The organism is Peptoniphilaceae bacterium AMB_02, from assembly GCA_036321625.1.
GTDB classification, from domain to species: domain Bacteria; phylum Bacillota; class Clostridia; order Tissierellales; family Peptoniphilaceae; genus Microaceticoccus; species Microaceticoccus formicicus.
On the sequence record CP143259.1, the window covers coordinates 2,153,916 to 2,171,862 of the forward strand.

At 34.4% G+C, this 17,947-nt stretch carries 14 protein-coding genes and 1 other annotated feature; all 14 genes read right to left on the bottom strand.

Annotated features, from left to right (window positions below; all coding sequences use genetic code 11):
• Window positions 1-2: 2 nt before the first annotated feature.
• Window positions 3-2,489 (bottom strand): AMP-binding protein, encoded by a 2,487-nt coding sequence (locus VZL98_10205; GenBank protein ID WVH63059.1) that lies wholly within the window; start codon window positions 2,487-2,489, stop codon window positions 3-5.
• A complete protein-coding gene (locus tag VZL98_10210) occupies window positions 2,486-3,907 on the bottom strand; it encodes an alpha-isopropylmalate synthase regulatory domain-containing protein (GenBank protein WVH63060.1) in 1,422 nt (473 codons plus the stop codon). The genes VZL98_10205 and VZL98_10210 overlap by 4 nt, the downstream gene beginning before the upstream one ends.
• Before the next feature lie 46 nt (window positions 3,908-3,953).
• Window positions 3,954-4,185 (bottom strand) — a binding site (T-box leader).
• Window positions 4,186-4,316: 131 nt separating this feature from the next.
• Window positions 4,317-5,594, bottom strand: coding sequence for a DUF6688 family protein (locus VZL98_10215; protein ID WVH63061.1), 1,278 nt, complete (start codon window positions 5,592-5,594; stop codon window positions 4,317-4,319).
• 297 nt (window positions 5,595-5,891) lie between these two features.
• Complete coding sequence (locus VZL98_10220) at window positions 5,892-6,320, bottom strand: NUDIX domain-containing protein (protein WVH63062.1); 429 nt, start codon at window positions 6,318-6,320, stop codon at window positions 5,892-5,894.
• Window positions 6,321-6,422: 102 nt separating this feature from the next.
• Complete coding sequence (locus VZL98_10225) at window positions 6,423-6,830, bottom strand: hypothetical protein (protein WVH63063.1); 408 nt, start codon at window positions 6,828-6,830, stop codon at window positions 6,423-6,425.
• A 340-nt stretch (window positions 6,831-7,170) separates the two neighbouring features.
• The gene (locus VZL98_10230) at window positions 7,171-7,509 is read right to left on the bottom strand and encodes a hypothetical protein (protein ID WVH63064.1); all 339 of its coding nucleotides are present in this window, start codon (window positions 7,507-7,509) and stop codon (window positions 7,171-7,173) included.
• Between the two features lie 185 nt (window positions 7,510-7,694).
• On the bottom strand, window positions 7,695-9,083 hold the full coding sequence (locus VZL98_10235; GenBank protein WVH63065.1) for a serpin family protein: 1,389 nt from the start codon (window positions 9,081-9,083) through the stop codon (window positions 7,695-7,697).
• Window positions 9,084-9,482: 399 nt separating this feature from the next.
• The gene (locus VZL98_10240) at window positions 9,483-10,910 is read right to left on the bottom strand and encodes an ADP-ribosylglycohydrolase family protein (protein WVH63066.1); all 1,428 of its coding nucleotides are present in this window, start codon (window positions 10,908-10,910) and stop codon (window positions 9,483-9,485) included.
• The gene (locus tag VZL98_10245; protein WVH63067.1) at window positions 10,911-11,837 is read right to left on the bottom strand and encodes an ABC transporter permease; all 927 of its coding nucleotides are present in this window, start codon (window positions 11,835-11,837) and stop codon (window positions 10,911-10,913) included.
• 3 nt (window positions 11,838-11,840) lie between these two features.
• Window positions 11,841-12,902 carry an ABC transporter permease gene (locus tag VZL98_10250; GenBank protein WVH63068.1) on the bottom strand — a complete coding sequence of 354 codons (1,062 nt, stop codon included), beginning with the start codon at window positions 12,900-12,902 and terminating at the stop codon, window positions 11,841-11,843.
• Window positions 12,892-14,436 carry an ABC transporter ATP-binding protein gene (locus tag VZL98_10255; protein WVH63069.1) on the bottom strand — a complete coding sequence of 515 codons (1,545 nt, stop codon included), beginning with the start codon at window positions 14,434-14,436 and terminating at the stop codon, window positions 12,892-12,894. The genes VZL98_10250 and VZL98_10255 overlap by 11 nt, the downstream gene beginning before the upstream one ends.
• 30 nt (window positions 14,437-14,466) lie before the next feature.
• Entirely contained in the window at window positions 14,467-15,597 is a 1,131-nt protein-coding gene (locus VZL98_10260; GenBank protein WVH63070.1) for a BMP family ABC transporter substrate-binding protein, read from the bottom strand.
• Between the two features lie 44 nt (window positions 15,598-15,641).
• Entirely contained in the window at window positions 15,642-16,541 is a 900-nt protein-coding gene (gene rbsK / locus VZL98_10265) for a ribokinase (GenBank protein WVH63071.1), read from the bottom strand.
• A 14-nt stretch (window positions 16,542-16,555) separates the two neighbouring features.
• Entirely contained in the window at window positions 16,556-17,560 is a 1,005-nt protein-coding gene (locus VZL98_10270) for a LacI family DNA-binding transcriptional regulator (GenBank protein WVH63072.1), read from the bottom strand.
• Window positions 17,561-17,947 lie beyond the last annotated feature (387 nt).

Sequence of the window (17,947 nt, forward strand, 5' to 3'; positions counted from 1 at the left end):
CTCTAATCTCCTAACTCTCCGTTTAAATATGCTTCGGCATTTTCTCTCATCTTGTACTTCATAATCTTACCAGCTGCATTCATAGGGAATGACTTTAAGAATACCACATGTTTCGGTACTTTATGCCTGGACATATTGCCTTTGATATATTCCTTCATTTCTCTCTCATTCATCTCTTCACCGTCTTTTAGTATGACGCAGGCCATGATTTCTTCACCGTATTTTTTGTTCGGCACTCCTATGACTTGAACATCCTTTATCTTAGGATGTGTATAAATGAATTCCTCTATCTCCTTAGGGTAGATATTTTCTCCACCTCTTATTATCATATCTTTTAATCTGCCTGTAATATTAAAGTTTCCTTCCTCATTCATACATGCCAGATCTCCCGAATGAAGCCATCCTTCAGAATCCACTGCATCATGTGTTTCCTCCGGCATTTTATAGTATCCCTTCATCGTATTATATCCTCTTGAACAAAACTCGCCATTGACTCCCGGCCCTACCTCTTCTCCGGTTTCAGGATCTATAATCTTGCATTCCACATGAGGTAGCGGATGACCTACCGTTTCTACCCTTGCATCCAGTGGATCGTCCCAATTAGACATGGTAGATCCCGGCGAAGATTCCGTCTGTCCATAGACACTTACGATTCCTCTCATATTCATACCATCCGGTTGCGCAACCTTTCTCATAAGGTCAGCCGGACAGCCGGCTCCTGCCATTATCCCCGTACGTACATTCGAAAAATCTGTCTTTGCATAGTCCTCATGGTTGAACATCGCTATAAACATAGTCGGGACTCCATGGAAAACTGTGATTCTCTCCAAATTGATACAAGCAAGTGAGGCTTTTGCAGAGAAATACGGCAGTGGACATATTGTAGCTCCATGAGTCATGGCTGCAGTCATTGCAAGCACCATCCCGAAACAATGGAACATCGGAACTTGAATCATAAGCCTGTCTGCTGTCGACAAATCCATCCTGTCGCCTATAGACTTTCCATTATTTATTATATTGTAATGAGTAAGCATTACCCCTTTAGGAAAACCTGTAGTCCCGGAAGTATACTGCATATTACATACATCATCAGGCTTAACTGCTGCCGCTCTCCTATGCACCTCTTCAACTGGTACTTCTGTAGCTTTATTCATAGCTTCTCTGAACTCTAAACATCCCGGCATTTCAAACCCAACTGTTATGATATTTCTCAAGAACGGAAGTTTCTTGGAATGCAGTCTTCTACCCTTGGTCGTACCTTTCAGTTCCGGACAAAGTTCCATCATTATTTCCTTATAATTGGAATCCAAACAGGATTCTATCATAATAAGTGTATGGGTATCCGATTGTCTAAGAAGGTATTCCGCTTCTCTTATCTTGTACGCAGTGTTTACCGTTACCAACACTGCTCCTATTTTTGTAGTAGCCCAAAAAGCTATAAACCACTCCGGGACATTTGTAGCCCAAGCGGCAACTTTACTGCCCGGTTGTACTCCCATAGCGATTAGAGACCTTGCAAAAGTATCGACATCATCCCTGAACTCACTATAAGTCCTCGTATAATCCAGAGTTGTGTATTTAACTGCATACTGATCCGGAAACTCATCTACTACTCGGTCAAGCACTTCAGAAAAAGTCTCTTCAATCAATACATCTTTTTCCCAAATATATTGACCCTCGTGATTATAATTATAGTATAACTCTTTCTTTCTGATTCTCGGACTGCTGAATCGATGCATATAGTTTACATAATGTGGAAAGATGACTTCCATATCTTGCAAATCCGGCATCCACTCAGGTTCCCATTCAATCGATATAAATCCGTCATAATTTATTGAAGTTATGGCTTCCATCATCTCTCTAATTGGAAGGGAACCTTCGCCTATAATATTGTAATTGTCCTTGTCATCAGAGTCTTTTATATGGACATGCTTCACATATGCTCCAAGGTTTTTAATCGTATCAGATGCAGATTCTCCCGCATATCGGAACGGATGATGCATATCCCAAAGAACAGCTATTTCATCTGAAGCAAAAGTATTTAGCAAGTCTCTAAGTTTAAATGTATCTGCATAAATCCCCTTGGTTTTAATTAGTATCATAACCTTGTTTTCTCTGGCTATTGGCGTCAGTCTGCTTAAGGTTCTATGAACCGTCTCTTCATCAGAATTCCTAGCCAGTACGCTTATATACGGCACCCTACTGTTAGATGCAATCTTAATCAGTTTTACAATATCCTCAAAAGTATCTTCACTTCCATCAGATAAATCAAAGGAGCTGTCAAAGCAGGCTATCTTTAATCCGACTTCATATAGTTTTCTAACTGTTGCAGCGGTATTTATTTCATTGAAAGGACCGCTTTTATCTAAAAGCTCTGGCCTTTCGTTTATATTATGGATCTCGATCCCATTAAACTTCATATCAAGAGCAGTTTGAACGAATTGTTCAAAGCTCAAATCCCATCCTCTTGTAGAAAAACTTAAATTCATGCTTCCAACTCCTCATAAGCTATTTTATTCAAAGCATTTATATAAGCTCTAATGCTTGCACCTACAATATCGGTAGATATCCCGTGTCCGGAATAAACCCTACCATTCGACCTGAGTTTAACTACTGTTTCACCCATGGCCTCCCTGCCTTGTGTAACTGCCTGAATTTGAAAATCATCAAGCTCATAATGAGTACCGATAATATTTTCTATGGCCAAAAATGCTGCATCTATAGGACCATCTCCAATACTGATACCTTCCAGCACTTCTTCACCTTTAGTTAATTTCAAATGAGCCATTGCAGTAATGATATTTCCAGTATTGATTACATAAGAGTGCACTGTATAAGTCGGAGGAACCTGCATCGCAACAGATGCAACTATCGAATCCAGTTCCTTTCTACCTACTGTTCCTTTTTTATTCGCAATCCTTTGAAATGCCTCATATACTTTCACTTCATCATCTTCAGACAGTTCATAACCCATGGTCTTGGCAACTTTGGCTACCGCAGATTGACTGTCATGAGCACTTAGAATAAACGACTCTTCTCCATGATCTTGTACTCCCATATCAAATGGAGAATGAACGCTTCTATTAGTCTCACAAATCCATTTAATCTGATTTAAAACTCTATTTATTTCAGTGTATCTTATATCTGAAACTACCCCAAGAACATGCCCCTTGCTCGAAATAACTTTTGCAACATTTTCAAGAGAAATACTGTTCACATTATACGTGGACGCTTTTATCTCTCTAACTCCGGCTTTGATAGCTGCAATTGCGGAAGAGTCAGCCATCGCAATCTCGTTGGCGCATGCAACTCCTATTCTTACCCCACCAATTCCAGTAACCACTTTTTTAATCTTATTAATAAATACTTCAAACTCATCAGGAAGCATCGTTCCTGCAGTATCACATATGGTAATGATATTAGCCCCTGCATCTATAGCCGTCTCGATTGCCTGCTTTAAAAATGCAAGATCACTCCTGCTCGCATCGTCTGCAATAAATTCAACTTCATTGCAATAGCTGCGGCATTTTTTTACAGAATTTTCTATGCACTCTAAAATCTCTTCCGGTTTCATTTGTGTTAAATACTCCATCTGAACTATGCTAACCGGTGCAGGTACTTGCAGTCTAGGAAATCTCGCTCCTTTAAGAACCTCCCAAGTCGAATCTATCTTCTCTCCAACTAAATCCACGGGAACTGCCACTACACTGTTTCTAACAGCTGAAGCAATTGATTTTACGAGCAAGCTATCTACTTTCTTATTCCTTAATTCATCCAGTTCAATAACGGAAACATCCAGTTTATCCAGTAGTTTTGAAAGCTCAATTTTCTCCTTGAAACTAAGGCTAAAATCTCTCGAAATACTTGCCTCTTTAATTGTCACATCACTTATGTACACTCTTTCCATCATAAACCCTCCATTTTTGTAATAAAAAAATCCCTAGAGCAAAATGCTCAGGGACGAAATTATCGCGGTACCACCCTTATTATTCAATTCTCACGAAATTGAATCACTCTCGAACTCTAACAAGTTCACAGCCGATTACGGGGCGACCGGGTTAAACTCAAAGCCTTCGTAAAACCAACTCCGGAATTAGACTGATGATTATTTTCGGTATCGACTCACACCAAATGCCGACTCTCTGAAACTCTCCAATAATATCATAGCTCCTTCAAAGTATTTTAATATTGAATTATGAGAATTTTACCATATATTAAAATAATATGCAAGCACTTTAATGTGATTAGAGATAAAAGCTTTGAAGTGTAATTTTAGTAAACCTAAAAAAACATCATATAGCTTCATCCATACCAAATTATCGTACAGGTTTATAGGCGTATTGCCTTGATATCCTGCGCTCAGGTTCGATATCAAATAGATAAAGAACTACTAAAAACAACCATTCTAAAGGTTTCATCAAAAGATAAACAGTATCGGCTCTCCAAGGTGAATTAATATGTCTTGATATAGGATAGCCGTATTTATCGTAAAAATCCCTTATAGCTTTATGAAACTTTGGCAGCTTTTCTTCCAATAATTGTTCAAAGGCATTGGCAATACACAATTGTCGATTCACAAGTATTGTCTCCCCACCTCTTGTGCCCGGCCTAAGTGGTTTGACTAGTCTAGGATGACCGGCAACTGCGACAGTGCATAGATAATGTTGATCGAACATTTCATTAGGTGGTGCTATTTTTTGAGATAAATTCCAATCTGCTGTCTCGGTCCAAACTCTATAAAAACTGTCCGGTCTTTGTCCGATTATTATTGAAATCATAATTACGATTCCCAGTAATGGCAGTGTAAAAATAAAAGCAATCAGAGGCCAGTTTAAAGAATTTTTTAGTAATGCATTAACTTTTCCCTTCCATGTATTTGGATTCTCCATCACTTCCACTTCAGATTTATCCAATGGCTCTTCCATTTTTTCTTGGTCATTCCATTCAATAATAACCTCTTTGATCACTTTAATTAAGATTAAAACAAAATTAAATGGCGCAAGTGCAAGTAATGGATCGGATGTAACGGTTCCAAAAACTTGAAGTATCCACATTACACATATTCCGATTCCCAAGTAAAGACTTGAAATACAAATCACAGCAAAAAGTGGAGGTGTCTCTTTTATGGACTTGATTCTAAGGTAAATATAAGCTCCCAAAGCCATGACCACCGGAATTATAAATCCAGGCAAATATTCTATGGATAGCATAAAATGCTTTTCATTATTTTTGAGCACTGTGTCCCAAGGTACAAATCTAATATCCATTAAACTCATGTATAGGCCGGTAAACACAGTTCCAAGTATTATAGTTACTACATCTATCTTTTTCCCCGCCAGCTTTATCCTTTTATCGTTAGTTCTCATAAATAAAAAGACTATATTCAGCAAAGTAAGAATTCCCGGATATACAAAAAACCCCAAAATTAGAGCTCCAAAAAATATCCCCTGAGGCATCTCTTTAATCGTTCCACTTCCATCGGCTATAAAAATATATGTTGCAAATAATAGCATCAGGATTATGCTAATTCCCAGCGAGTAGAGAATCGGTAGTTTATATAATCTATCAATATATTTTTTGAATTTATCCTTCATTTCACTTACCTTCCAGTTTTAATATTAGAATTATACTACTTTTCATTGCTCTCCAATGCAATATCACACATCCCATTTAGTGAGCGATCATCGATTCTTATGATTTTGCGAATGTAGGATATTGTTCAACTATTTTAATTGCAACTTCTCTATCCATATTTGGGGTTAATAAAACAAATTCTATGATTTCATCTTTCGACAGGTTTCCAATATAATAATTTTCAATGCCTTTTTAACTTCTTCCACAGATATTAGTGTTTTAACGATATTTTCACTCCATTTTTTATTATTGCCAAATTATATTATCTTTCTCCGTTTAGCCTCTTCTATCAATTTTGGCTGAATCAATGGATATGTCCAATTTTCTACAAGATTGGTAGTTATGATTATTTTTTCAATTTCACTGCGTAGTTCTTCCTCAAACTCAATAATATCTGCAGTATAAAGCATCCCATATGTTTCTTGCCCATTGAAATTATTTGCAGAAGTAACTGAGTAGACACAAACTGGCTTTATGCTATATTCAATAGCACCCGTTTCTTCATATAATTCTCGTTTTGCCGTGTCTATTATTTGCTCTCCACTTTCTCGGTGTCCACCGGGAATTTCATACGTGTTTCGTTCTTTGTGTTTGCAAAAAACCCATTGATTGTTTTTTTTTGCTATGATAACAGCAAATTTCAATAAACTATCATCAATTGCATCATAAAATTTGACTTCTGTCACTTTCAACATCCACCTTCCAAATAAGAATAACTTGAAATTCTTGATCTTGATTTTCCTTTATAATAACTGATTTACACCATTAGTAGACTTTATCGACTAGTTTTAATCCTTTAAAATATTTTTTTCCATTCTATAACAAATAAGTATCATTCCTAAAATTGAAGGTATTAAAATAATAAAAATACCAGTAAAATAGTTATATAGATTAAAAACTTCTCCTAATATCATTGTAATCAACGTAATAATTATTCCTATAATTCCTAACTTAATACCGGATTTATTCCAATAGATATTTCCATTGGTCCAATTAGATTCACTTTTAACAAGTCTTGGAAGAGCATAATGAGACAAACCTCTATACTTATAAGAAGAGAATCTTTCTCTTCCTCTTTTAAATTCTTCTCTAATTTTCTTAGGTGGATATGGTTTTGGATTATTTAAACTATTATAATTAACGAAAATGATTAAAATATATATACCTAGAAATACTAAATATAAATTCTTACTCATAAAACGCCTCCTATTTATATAGATATTTGTGATTAAACAATACTTGATTATGATACAACCACTTATTTTCAAAACAACTTCGCAAACGGGGTCAGGCCTGACTTAATTGACTTTTCGTATTTTTATCCACTTTCCCCTAGTATCTTATCGGTTTCCATATTTTAATTATTCTATTGTTTCTACATTTATTAATTATGTATTATAGTCTTGTTACTTTTTTATCTAACAATTTCATTACTGATATCTCTATTAGCTTCTATATTCATTTATTATACACCCTCTATGAATTCCTTAAAACTACCCTCATTTAAAAGAAATGAAAAAGAGGCTTTGAGCCTCTCTACATACTAACTACTTCGTAGTCTTCCTGTATGTACTTTTTCATTCCCGCATGTCCGTTCATATCAGATAGTTCGGGAATTCCTGCTTTAACACAATCCTCATAGACTTCCATTACCTTTGAGCATGCTACGCAAAAACCAGCGATAAGTCCTGCATTTTTTGCTTTGTTGTAGATTGGATTGTTTTCACTTTCAAAAACCGGAATCAGCTTTACAGAAGCTCCTTCAAAGATAATCTTAGCTTCCATCCCCGACTCATTCATGTCCAGTGCATTTAAGAGTATATGATTAAAGCACATTTTTTCACCCGTCATTCCGTAAAACAATACTTTTTTCATTCAATCATCTCCCTTTTATTATGTTTCTACGATATTTATATACCCATTATATCGATTCCCTATCAGAAGCAATTTAAACTTGGCTATAATCCTAATTTTAAAACGAAATAATAAGCACATTCTAAATCTTATCTTGCAAAATAAAAGCGAGACCATTAAAGATCCCGCTTTTATAGTATGAACAATTACATCTTATTAATTACTCCTGCAAATAGCACATCTCCTCTATCTGAGGTAATCAGATAAATAAATGGTCTATCTAGATTCAGTACCAACTCTTCTTCTGAGTCCGGTGCTGAAGTAACGCCTACACCTCCACTTACAGCTGCTGCTTTAGCACCTTCTTCGTTCATTATAACCTTGGCTTTTTGTAAAACCTTCCCTATCGAAAATGCTTGCTCATCGTTTTTAAAAGCTTTCGAGTAATCGGCATTGGCTCCAAGGATATCCGTCAATTCCAAGTCTTCCATGAGATTTTTAAAACCACTTTCAACCTCCAGTTTAGGCAGATTAATAGTAAGTTTCCCTGCAATAAACTCAATCTTTAGATAATCCGAAATAAAGTTTTCATCTTCCAAAAGTTTCTTTGGAGTTGTCTCACCCTTCGGTAATATGAAGTAAACACTTCCATTTTCCATTCGCATTAAAGCCGAGTCGTATTCATCACCTTTAAAGAAAATTCCCTTGTCCTGTATTTGGGTCATAAATTCCGTTTCGGATTCACTACCGTCTAAATTGTGGAATTTTTCTTTAAAGTTGTTTTCTTCTTCAAACTTCTCTTGCCACTTGGATTCAAAGTAAACGGCATTGAGTAATACTGAAACTACATCATCTCCGCCAAACATTTCTTTTGAATCGTATTCAATCATATTATTCGTAGTTTTTAATGCCCAATTATCTATGTCACTATATGCTCCATCACTCGTAAAATCAGTAGCAAATGCATAGGCATAAAACTTCTCTTTCAATAGATTCAAATACTCCGGATTTGCATTTTCTTTGTATTTATTGTCTATCCAATAAGAATTGTTCACAAATAGTCCATCGTTCATTTTTTCTGTACGTGTGAATTTTTTAAGCGAATCCGCTAAATCAAAATCTTTAACATTTAGAAACTCATTTATTTTTTCTAACGTCTCACCATCTGTCATCTCTCTAATCATAGAGAGTGCATAATATAATGATATAGGTGAGTATATCTCATTTTCTTCAGAATCTTTTAGTAGTTTGGATACAGATTTAGATGAAAATTCGTTAATCGCCTTGGTTAATTCATATGGATATGGATCATCCTCACCTTTGATTTCATCTGGCTTAACCAGAGCCTCAGAAGCTTCCGGAGTAAATTCACCATCCCCGATATCAGGTTTGTTTTCGTCTGTTTTTTCTTTATTCTTATCTTCTATATCAGGTGTTTCAGTTTTTGGCTTCTCTTGGTTTTCATCTGTCTTAGGTTCTTCCTGACTCTCATCGGTTTTCGGTTTTTCTTGGTCTTGCATCGGTGTACAAGCTGCAAACAACATCGCTCCGGCAATAATAAATGCCAAGAGTTTGAAACCTTTTTTATTACTCATATTCTTCTCCTTTTTTGCTTTTAATACATATATTAAGAGTATTGTTAGCCGTCTTTTGCCATTTGTATTAGCAGATCCTTCATTTATTTTTTTACCCATTCATAAAGAACTGGAATCAATTAATGGCAATCATCAACTTTAGAGTCAATCTGCTTCTGTTCATAAAAAAAGCAGATACTATTATCTACTCTATTAATAAAACGTATGTATAATGATTTTGTGACAGATCTTTATAATTATCGTGTAAAGCGTTCGTAATGATAATAAGAAGATTCAATTTTAAATAACGTAACGATTGAAAGAAAATGAATTCAAACTTATAACAAATAAAAAAACTGCCCTAAAACTAAGAAATTAGCTAAGAACAGTTTTTGGTATTTGTTTTATATATACAAAAATCTAGTTTTTACCATTTAGTGATATATAAGCCTGGTATGTGTTTTCAGTAATATATGAAATTGTTGTCTTTTCATATCCTCTATATAGGCTTACAAACTCATCATTAAATGGATTCAACCACTTTTCGTCTATGCCTTCAAATCCATGTATAACTCCATACAGAGTACCAATCTGACCAGCATTACAATCTACATCCTGTCCACACATTGAAATTATATTCATGCATTTATTGAAGTCTTCTTCTGCATAATATAATGCTATAACTTCAGCTGCCGCATTTGGGTATGCGTGTATCCAGTTATATCTACGATATTTTTCTTCACATTCTCTCCATGCAGGCTCCCATTCATTGTATTCAAGGCATTTATCATAAGCAAACTTAACCACTGAGTAGTATTCACTGTCTGTTGGCAATAAATCGATTGATTTCTTGAGGATACTTCTTATACTTGTATCTGTCCATGATAAAGAGACCAGTATCGCATTGAATACTTCCCCAATAATACCATTATTAATGTGTGATATTGAACCATCCATCCATGCCAAATATGCTGCATATTCAGGATTACCGGGAGCTACTAGTCCGCATACAGCCCCTCTCATTTGCGCTCCAATCCATTCATTCCATGGGTTATTCAGTCTTGCACTTTCCGGAGGAAATATCCCCCTTTTTAAATTCAGCATTGCAATTTCTTCAGCTGACCAAGTATATGCAATATTAGCAATCCATTCTAGTGCTATATCATCGGCAGTTAAATTTTTACCTTTCTTAATTGCAGCATCTATAAATGCTAGTTCAAACAAAATATCGTCATTATGTGTAGATGGTTGTCTCAAGTATTCAGTGACCTCACCAAATCTTTCCCTAATGTTATCTGTCGTATAACCTTCTAACATAGTTCCAATTGCTCCCCCGGCAATTTGTGCACTCCATGCAGCATGAAGCTTTGAAATCAGACGGTCTTTGCTCATTTCAATTAATTGTGGTGCAGGAAATTCTACATTTTCTTTATATTGCTCAAAGTCATGATATTGAGTGTAATTCCAATAGTCAGACTTTAAGTTTTTTGGTGCTTCTGAAAGTAATTTAAAGATTAAAGCATAATTCTTTAAAAAAGTAGCATTATCATTTGTTTCATATGCAATTTGTGTTGGTACTATAAGTTTCTCCGCCTCATCTACATTATATCCTTTATTTTCAGTAGCTTGAATAGCACCTATAAGAACATGATCAGGCGCCATAGATCCAGGTACTTCTGCAAACCACCTTTGTCTTAAATGGTTAATTTCAACATCTCCTAGATTTACATATCCTTGAACCCATTCTGCTTCTTCTTCACTCTGCAATCTAGGCTTTGAGGAGTTAATCATTTCTATTGCAATTTGACGAGCTGTTTTATCCTTGAATAATTCTGACTTTTTTGTCATTTATTTGATCTCCTTTATTTTCTTGTTTTTCATATCAATATATGAGTATATAGTTATAACTATTATTGTCATAATATAAGGTATCGCTTGGACTAATCTGGCTGGTAAATTCATCCCCTGTAATCTAATGGCGAAAGAGTCAACGGCACCAAACAAAAGAGAAGACAGTAAAACCCCTAGTGGATTGCCTCTCCCCATTCCTTCTGCTGCCATCCCGATAAAACCTCTACCTGCTACCATGTCTCTTGTAAAGTTTGAAATATATGACATGGACATAAATACGCCACCAAGCCCAGCTATAGAACCGGCTATACAAGCTGAGATGTACTTTGTTTTAATAACATTTATTCCTACTGAACTGGCTGCACCGGGATTCTTTCCAACTGCCCTTATTCGCAACCCCAAAGGCGTCTTGTATAGAAACACATAAGTCAACAAGACCATTAATAATCCAATATATGTTAACAAGCTATGACCTGATAGTATTTCACCTATTAATGGTATGTCCTTTATCAACGGAATATTTATAATCGGCACAGTTGGACTAGGTAAATTTTGTGAAGAACCTTTTTCTCCTGCTAAAAGATACAACAGAAATACAGTAGATCCACTTGCAAATGTATTTACAGATATCCCTGCAAGGATATCATTGGCTTTCATTTTGTTTGTTAAAAACACATATAACGCGCTGAAGAATGCTCCACAAAGCATCCCGGCTAGAATTCCTCCAATAAAACTTTTCGTATAATGCGCACCAATAACTCCAATTAGAGATGACATAAGCATCAAACCTTCTGTTCCAATTGCATCAACACCACCTTTATAGAACATTAAGCAAGCAAACGAAGCAAAAAGTATAGGAGTTGTTACTCTTATGGCGGTGAAAATATAATCCGTACTAAGTAGTATATTAAAAATTTTTTCCATAACCTATACCTCCTTTTCCATCCTCTGAATCTCTTGCATCATTACTCTCTTTCTATAACCACTTAGTAATGCTTGTGCAGAAATAAATATTATCATTATAGCTTGAATAATTTGAACTATCTCAAATGGGATATCGCTTTGTCTCGCCATAATGTCAGCTCCTATTTTTAAATAGGCAAAGAATAAAGCAGCAAAAGGTACGTTTTTAGGATTATTAACAGCAATAATAGCTATGGGAATCCCATCCCATCCATACCCTGTAAGCCCTCCAAACTGGAATCTATTATACATTCCGAACAACTCAACAGAACCGCCTAGTCCGGCGATAAATCCTCCTATTAATTGTGTAGCTAATATAATCTTCGAACTATTAATACCTACATATTCCGACATTTTTTTATTTGATCCAACAAGATTTGTACTTATACCGAATGGTGTTTTTTTAAGGACAATCCACGCTAAGAGAATTGCTAGAATCGCAATAATAAGTCCGAAGTGAATTCTCGTCCCAGATATTATTTTCGGTAAAGAAACACCATTTTGAAATTTATACGTATACGGCGAATTCACATTTGGATCTAGAAAAAATTCATGAATGAAAAACAACCCAATATTTAAACAAACAAAATTTAACATTAAAGAAGTAACTATTTCATTTGCATTAAATTTCACCTTCAAGAATCCAGGTATAACCGTAATTATCGCACCAATAATCCCAGCCAATAAAAATGATATTAAAATAGATATTATTGGTGGAGTTTTTAACGTAATACCTAGCATCGCAGCAATTACTGCTCCAGAAAATATAGCACCTTCTGCAGACAAGTTAAATAGTCCTGTCTTAAATAAAAATATTATCGATAATCCGGAAAACATTAATGGTATCATCAGTTCTATGATGTTTCCTAATCGTCTAACAGATGAAAGAGGACCCAATATAAAACTGCTAATTGCAACACTAGGATTATCACTAACCACTAATATTATCAAAAATACAATACTCAGTGATATTCCGATGGCAAACAACATTCTCATTAATTCCATATGTTTAACTTTACTCTTCATACATATCACTCTCCAAATGCTGTTTCTTTACTCCTAACATATAAAGTCCTAATTCTTCTTCACTCAACCTAATCGAATTATCAAGTATGGCTACAATTTTCCCTTTAAGCATTACTAAAACAGTATCACTCAATGCTAATAATTCATTTAAGTCTGCGGATATTAGAAGCACAGACTTTCCTTTATCTCGGAAATCTATTAGTTCATTCCAAATAAATTCCTGTGCTCCAACATCTATACCACGAGTTGGTTGGTTTGCAATTAGTATTTTAGGATCAGAAGATAATTCTCTTGCAACTACTACTTTTTGCATATTTCCACCTGAAAGCATGCGAAATTCTTGATCTTGATTTAATGATGTAATATTATACTTATCTATCAAAGCATCAGAATCTTTTCTAATTTTCTCAAAATCTAAAAATGAAGATTTTTTATAAATCTTTTTCTTGATTTTATCAGCTATTAAATTCTCCCAAATTGATTGAGATGCTGCAGAACCAGTTTTTATCCTATCTTCAGGTATATATCCAAGTCCTAGACCTCTTCTTTCCTTTATCGATAAGTTTTGAATTTCAGTCTGTCCCAATTTTATACTGCCATTATTAGCTTTAATTAAACCAAATATAGTATCTGCCAACTCTGATTGTCCATTTCCTTCAACACCGGCTATTCCAAGTATTTCATTATCTCTAATACTAAACGAAACTGAATCTACAACTTTAGCTCCTTGCTCATCATATACGCTCACATCTTCCAAATTCATAGTAACATCACCAAATTCCTTGGATTTCTTATCTATATTCAAGAAGACATCACGCCCTACCATCATTTTTGAAATACTTTCAGGAGTAGCACCTTCAACTTCTATTGTTCCAATTTCTCTTCCTTTTCTTAAAACAGTAATTCTATCACATATCTTCATAACTTCTTGAATTTTATGAGTAATAAATATTATAGTATAACCATTTTCCTTTAATAACTTTAATTGTTGAAATAGCTCCTCAGTTTCTTGTGGTGTTAGTACTGCAGTTGGCTCGTCAAGAATAACTAATTCTGATCCTCTTGTAAGAACTTTTAATATCTCTACCTTTTGCTTTTGACTTACAGATAAATCTCCAACAGTATCTAAAGGATTCACTCCAAGATTAAATTGTTTAGCATATTTGTTAACCAATTCTATTGCCGACTCTTGGTCTATAAAAACTCCTGATTTCGGTTCCATACCCAAAATTACATTTTCAAACACAGTCAAATCATCAACCAACATAAAATGCTGATTAACCATTCCAATTCCTAAATTAATGGCCTGAGCAGGCCCATTAATGACAACTTCTTTATCTTTGAATATAATTTTTCCTTCATCAGGTAATTCTAACCCAAAAAGAATTTTCATTAATGTACTCTTGCCTGCTCCATTTTCTCCCATTAAAGCATGAATCTCGCCTTTTTCGATTATTAAACTTATATTTTTATTAGCATATACACCATTTGAGTATATTTTTGAAATTCCTGTCATTTCTAAAATATTTGTCATATATACCTCCATAATAATGGTTACTTGGTATTATGGTTTTACTGAGTTAACTATTTTGTCTACTTCACTCTGTTCTACTCCCAAAGCTGTTGAAACCTTTATCTTTCCATTAATAATATCATCACTTGCTTCAGATACTTTGTCTCTAATTTCTTGAGGTACATTTTTTTCATAATAATTATTTACAACTATACCTGTAGACTTTTCTTTAACACCTAATACTTCAGTAGTTCCATATTTATCTTCACCTTTACCAACTTTTTCAGCATATCTAAATAAGGATTCCCCAACTTCTTTGATAACTGAGGTTAAAATTACATTGGCTTTCTTTTCATCAGTTTCACCTAATAATGTTGCTTGATCAGAGTCTACTCCAATTATATATTTGTTTTGTTCAGCTGCAGCTTCTACAACTCCTAGACCAGCGGTCATAGCAGCAGGAAATATAATGTCGACCCCTTGATTAAACTGAGCATTTGCTAACTCTTTAGCTTTTGCTGTATCAACCCAACTACCAACATAAGAAACATATACCTTTATGTCAGGCACTACAGATTTTGCCCCTTCAATATATCCAACTAAAAAATCACTTATAATTGGTCCACTATCCCCACCTATAAAACCTATTTTTTTATCCGGATTCGCATATTCCATATCAGAAGTAGTGACTAATGCAGCAAGCACTCCTCCTAAATATGAGCCTTCATTTTGTTTGTATGCAATAGCATATACATTGTCAAATGATCCTTCCTCTATAGAGGCATCAAACAAAACATACTTCTGATTTGGATATCGTCCGGCTAACTCCTCTACAATTTCTTGAGTTCCAGAACCATTTAAAAATATTGCTGTATACTCTCCACTTTCTGATAAATCTAGAATGGTAGGTTCCCATTTAGTTTGATCTCTACCTATTTCCATAATTTTCGTTTTATATCCAAGCTCTTCAGCAATTCTTTTTGTTCCTTCAGCAGCTGAATCGTTAAATGACTTATCGCCAAGTTGATCGGTTACTACAAAAACAAAGCTAGGTGTTTTTTTATCTGACGAATCTGCACCATTGTCATCTTTTTTTCCATTGTTATTGTTCCCAGTACATGCACTGAACAACATAACTAAAACCATAATTATTGATATTGCTAATATACTTCTTCTTTTCATTTTACCCTCCTATTAAAACGTTTTAATATAATAACTCACTAATCTTATTTAACTTCATTTTTAAATGGCAATGAATCTATTGCTCCTTCTCTAGTTACAGTTATTGCTGCCACTTTAGTTGCAAACTTCATAGCTTCTTCTATTCTGTATCCATTAGCTAGACTGGATACTAATCCACCAATATAAGAATCTCCTGCTGCAGTAGTGTCTATAGCTTCTACTTCTTCGCTTTCAACCTTTATTTCTACTGAACCATTTACTAATAATGACCCTTCTTTCCCAAGTGTTATCAATACATTTTTACAACCTTTTTGGAGTAATTTACTTGCTAACAAACTCATATTTGATTCACTTAATTCTTCCCCCGTTAAAAGTGATAATTCTGTCTCATTTGGAATTAGATAATCAATCAAATTTAAGTACTTATCATCGAAATCAATGTTTGCAGGTGCCGGATTTAAAACTGTAATAATATTTTTTTCTTTGCAAATCTCTAGAGTTTTATAAACAACCTCGAGAGGTGTTTCAAGCTGCATTACACAGTATCTTATATTTTCAAACATCTCTAAATTTCTCTTGATATCATTAGGTCTTATCGCGAAATTAGCTCCGGGATAAACTACAATACTATTATTACCTTTGGAATCCAAGTATATTGATGCCATTCCCGTAGGTGAATCAGTTATTATGATTCCATTTACGTCTACTCCTTCGCTTTCCAATCCTTTTAAAATATCACATCCTTTCTCATCCTTCCCTACAGCTCCAATCATCCTAACTGTACTGCCAAGCCTAGACATTGCTACTGCTTGATTCTGACCTTTTCCTCCCCTACTAGTTTTTAACATATCTGCTAGTATTGTTTCCCCAGGTTGCGGGAGATGATCAACAGATAATGTAGTATCCATATTTAGACTTCCAACAACTAATATGCTCAGTATCATCACCTCTTTCTAAGCTAACCAATCTTTCCTGTCGTTTCCCTTAAAACTAATTTAGGTTTAACTAATACTTTTCTCTCATTTACCTTCCTTCCTTTTATTAAATCTAACAAGATATTAGTTGCACTTATTCCTATTTGCTTTGAGAATTGATCTATAGTGGTTAATGATGGATCAGTGAAAGCTGTCATAAGCAAATTATCGTATCCAATAATAGAGTAGTCTTTTAATAGACTTTTACCACCTTCTTTCAATGCTCTTATTGCTCCATAAGCCGACAAATCATTAAATGCAAATATTCCTGTTATATCTTCATTTGCTAAAACTTTTCCACATTCGTAACCGCCATCAAAAGAATAGTTTCCAAATAAAATATACTTTGTATCCAAATAGATGTCGTTTTCCATACATGCTTTTAAAAACCCTGATAATCTACGACTAGAATTGGGCGTCTCTTCAGGACCTGCAATACATGCAAGTTTTTTATGTCCAAGTGATATTAAATGCTTCCCTGCTATATATCCACCTTCTTTACTATCGCCGGTTACAATATAGGCATCTTTATCTTCAGAAAATCCAGGTTCATCTAGATATACTATTTTAATGTTCCTAGACCTTTTATATGCATCAGTAATAGTAGATTCACGAGAAATTATTAAAGCTCCTTCAATTAGTCCATTTTCTAATACTTCTAACCAACTGCTATTTTTCGTAGTCTCGTTGTTTGTATTAATTAAAAAAAGGTTAAATCCTCTGCTTTCTGCTACTTCACTTACCGCTTTAGCTATCTCGGGATAAAAAGGGTTAGTTATATCAGGCACAATTAATGCTATTGAGTTTGATTGCCTCATCACTAAGTTTCTAGCTATCCTATTTGGAACATAATTCAATCTCTTTGCGGTTTCAAATACCTTATTTTTTGTTTTATCACTAATGGGATAATCCGATTCATTAAGCACCATAGAAACAGTTGTAATTGAAACTCCTGCTTCTCTTGCTACATCTTTTATAGTAATAGCCATATTATCCCCCCGTAATTAAAACGTTTTAATTAATGAAATTATATCCTATCAGCCTTAGTGTGTCAATTAATATCGTTATTTTTACATAAATCTATGCTACTGAAAATAAACACTTTAATATAATAATTCTATGATTAGTCATTATGTTTTAATAAACTCAATGAGTTTTCTGATATTCTATATTATAAAAATAAATTAAGCGCTTATAGTTAAAAGTTTGTATTCTTTATATTTATAACTATTGCAGTTATTTACAGTATCACTTTATCCTAATAATTTTAACAGTTTTGATAGATGAAATATTCTAGATATAGAAAAAAGAGACATATATTCACTACAGTATTATTTGCCACCAATTTAGAATTCACTTAGCATATAAATGGTCTT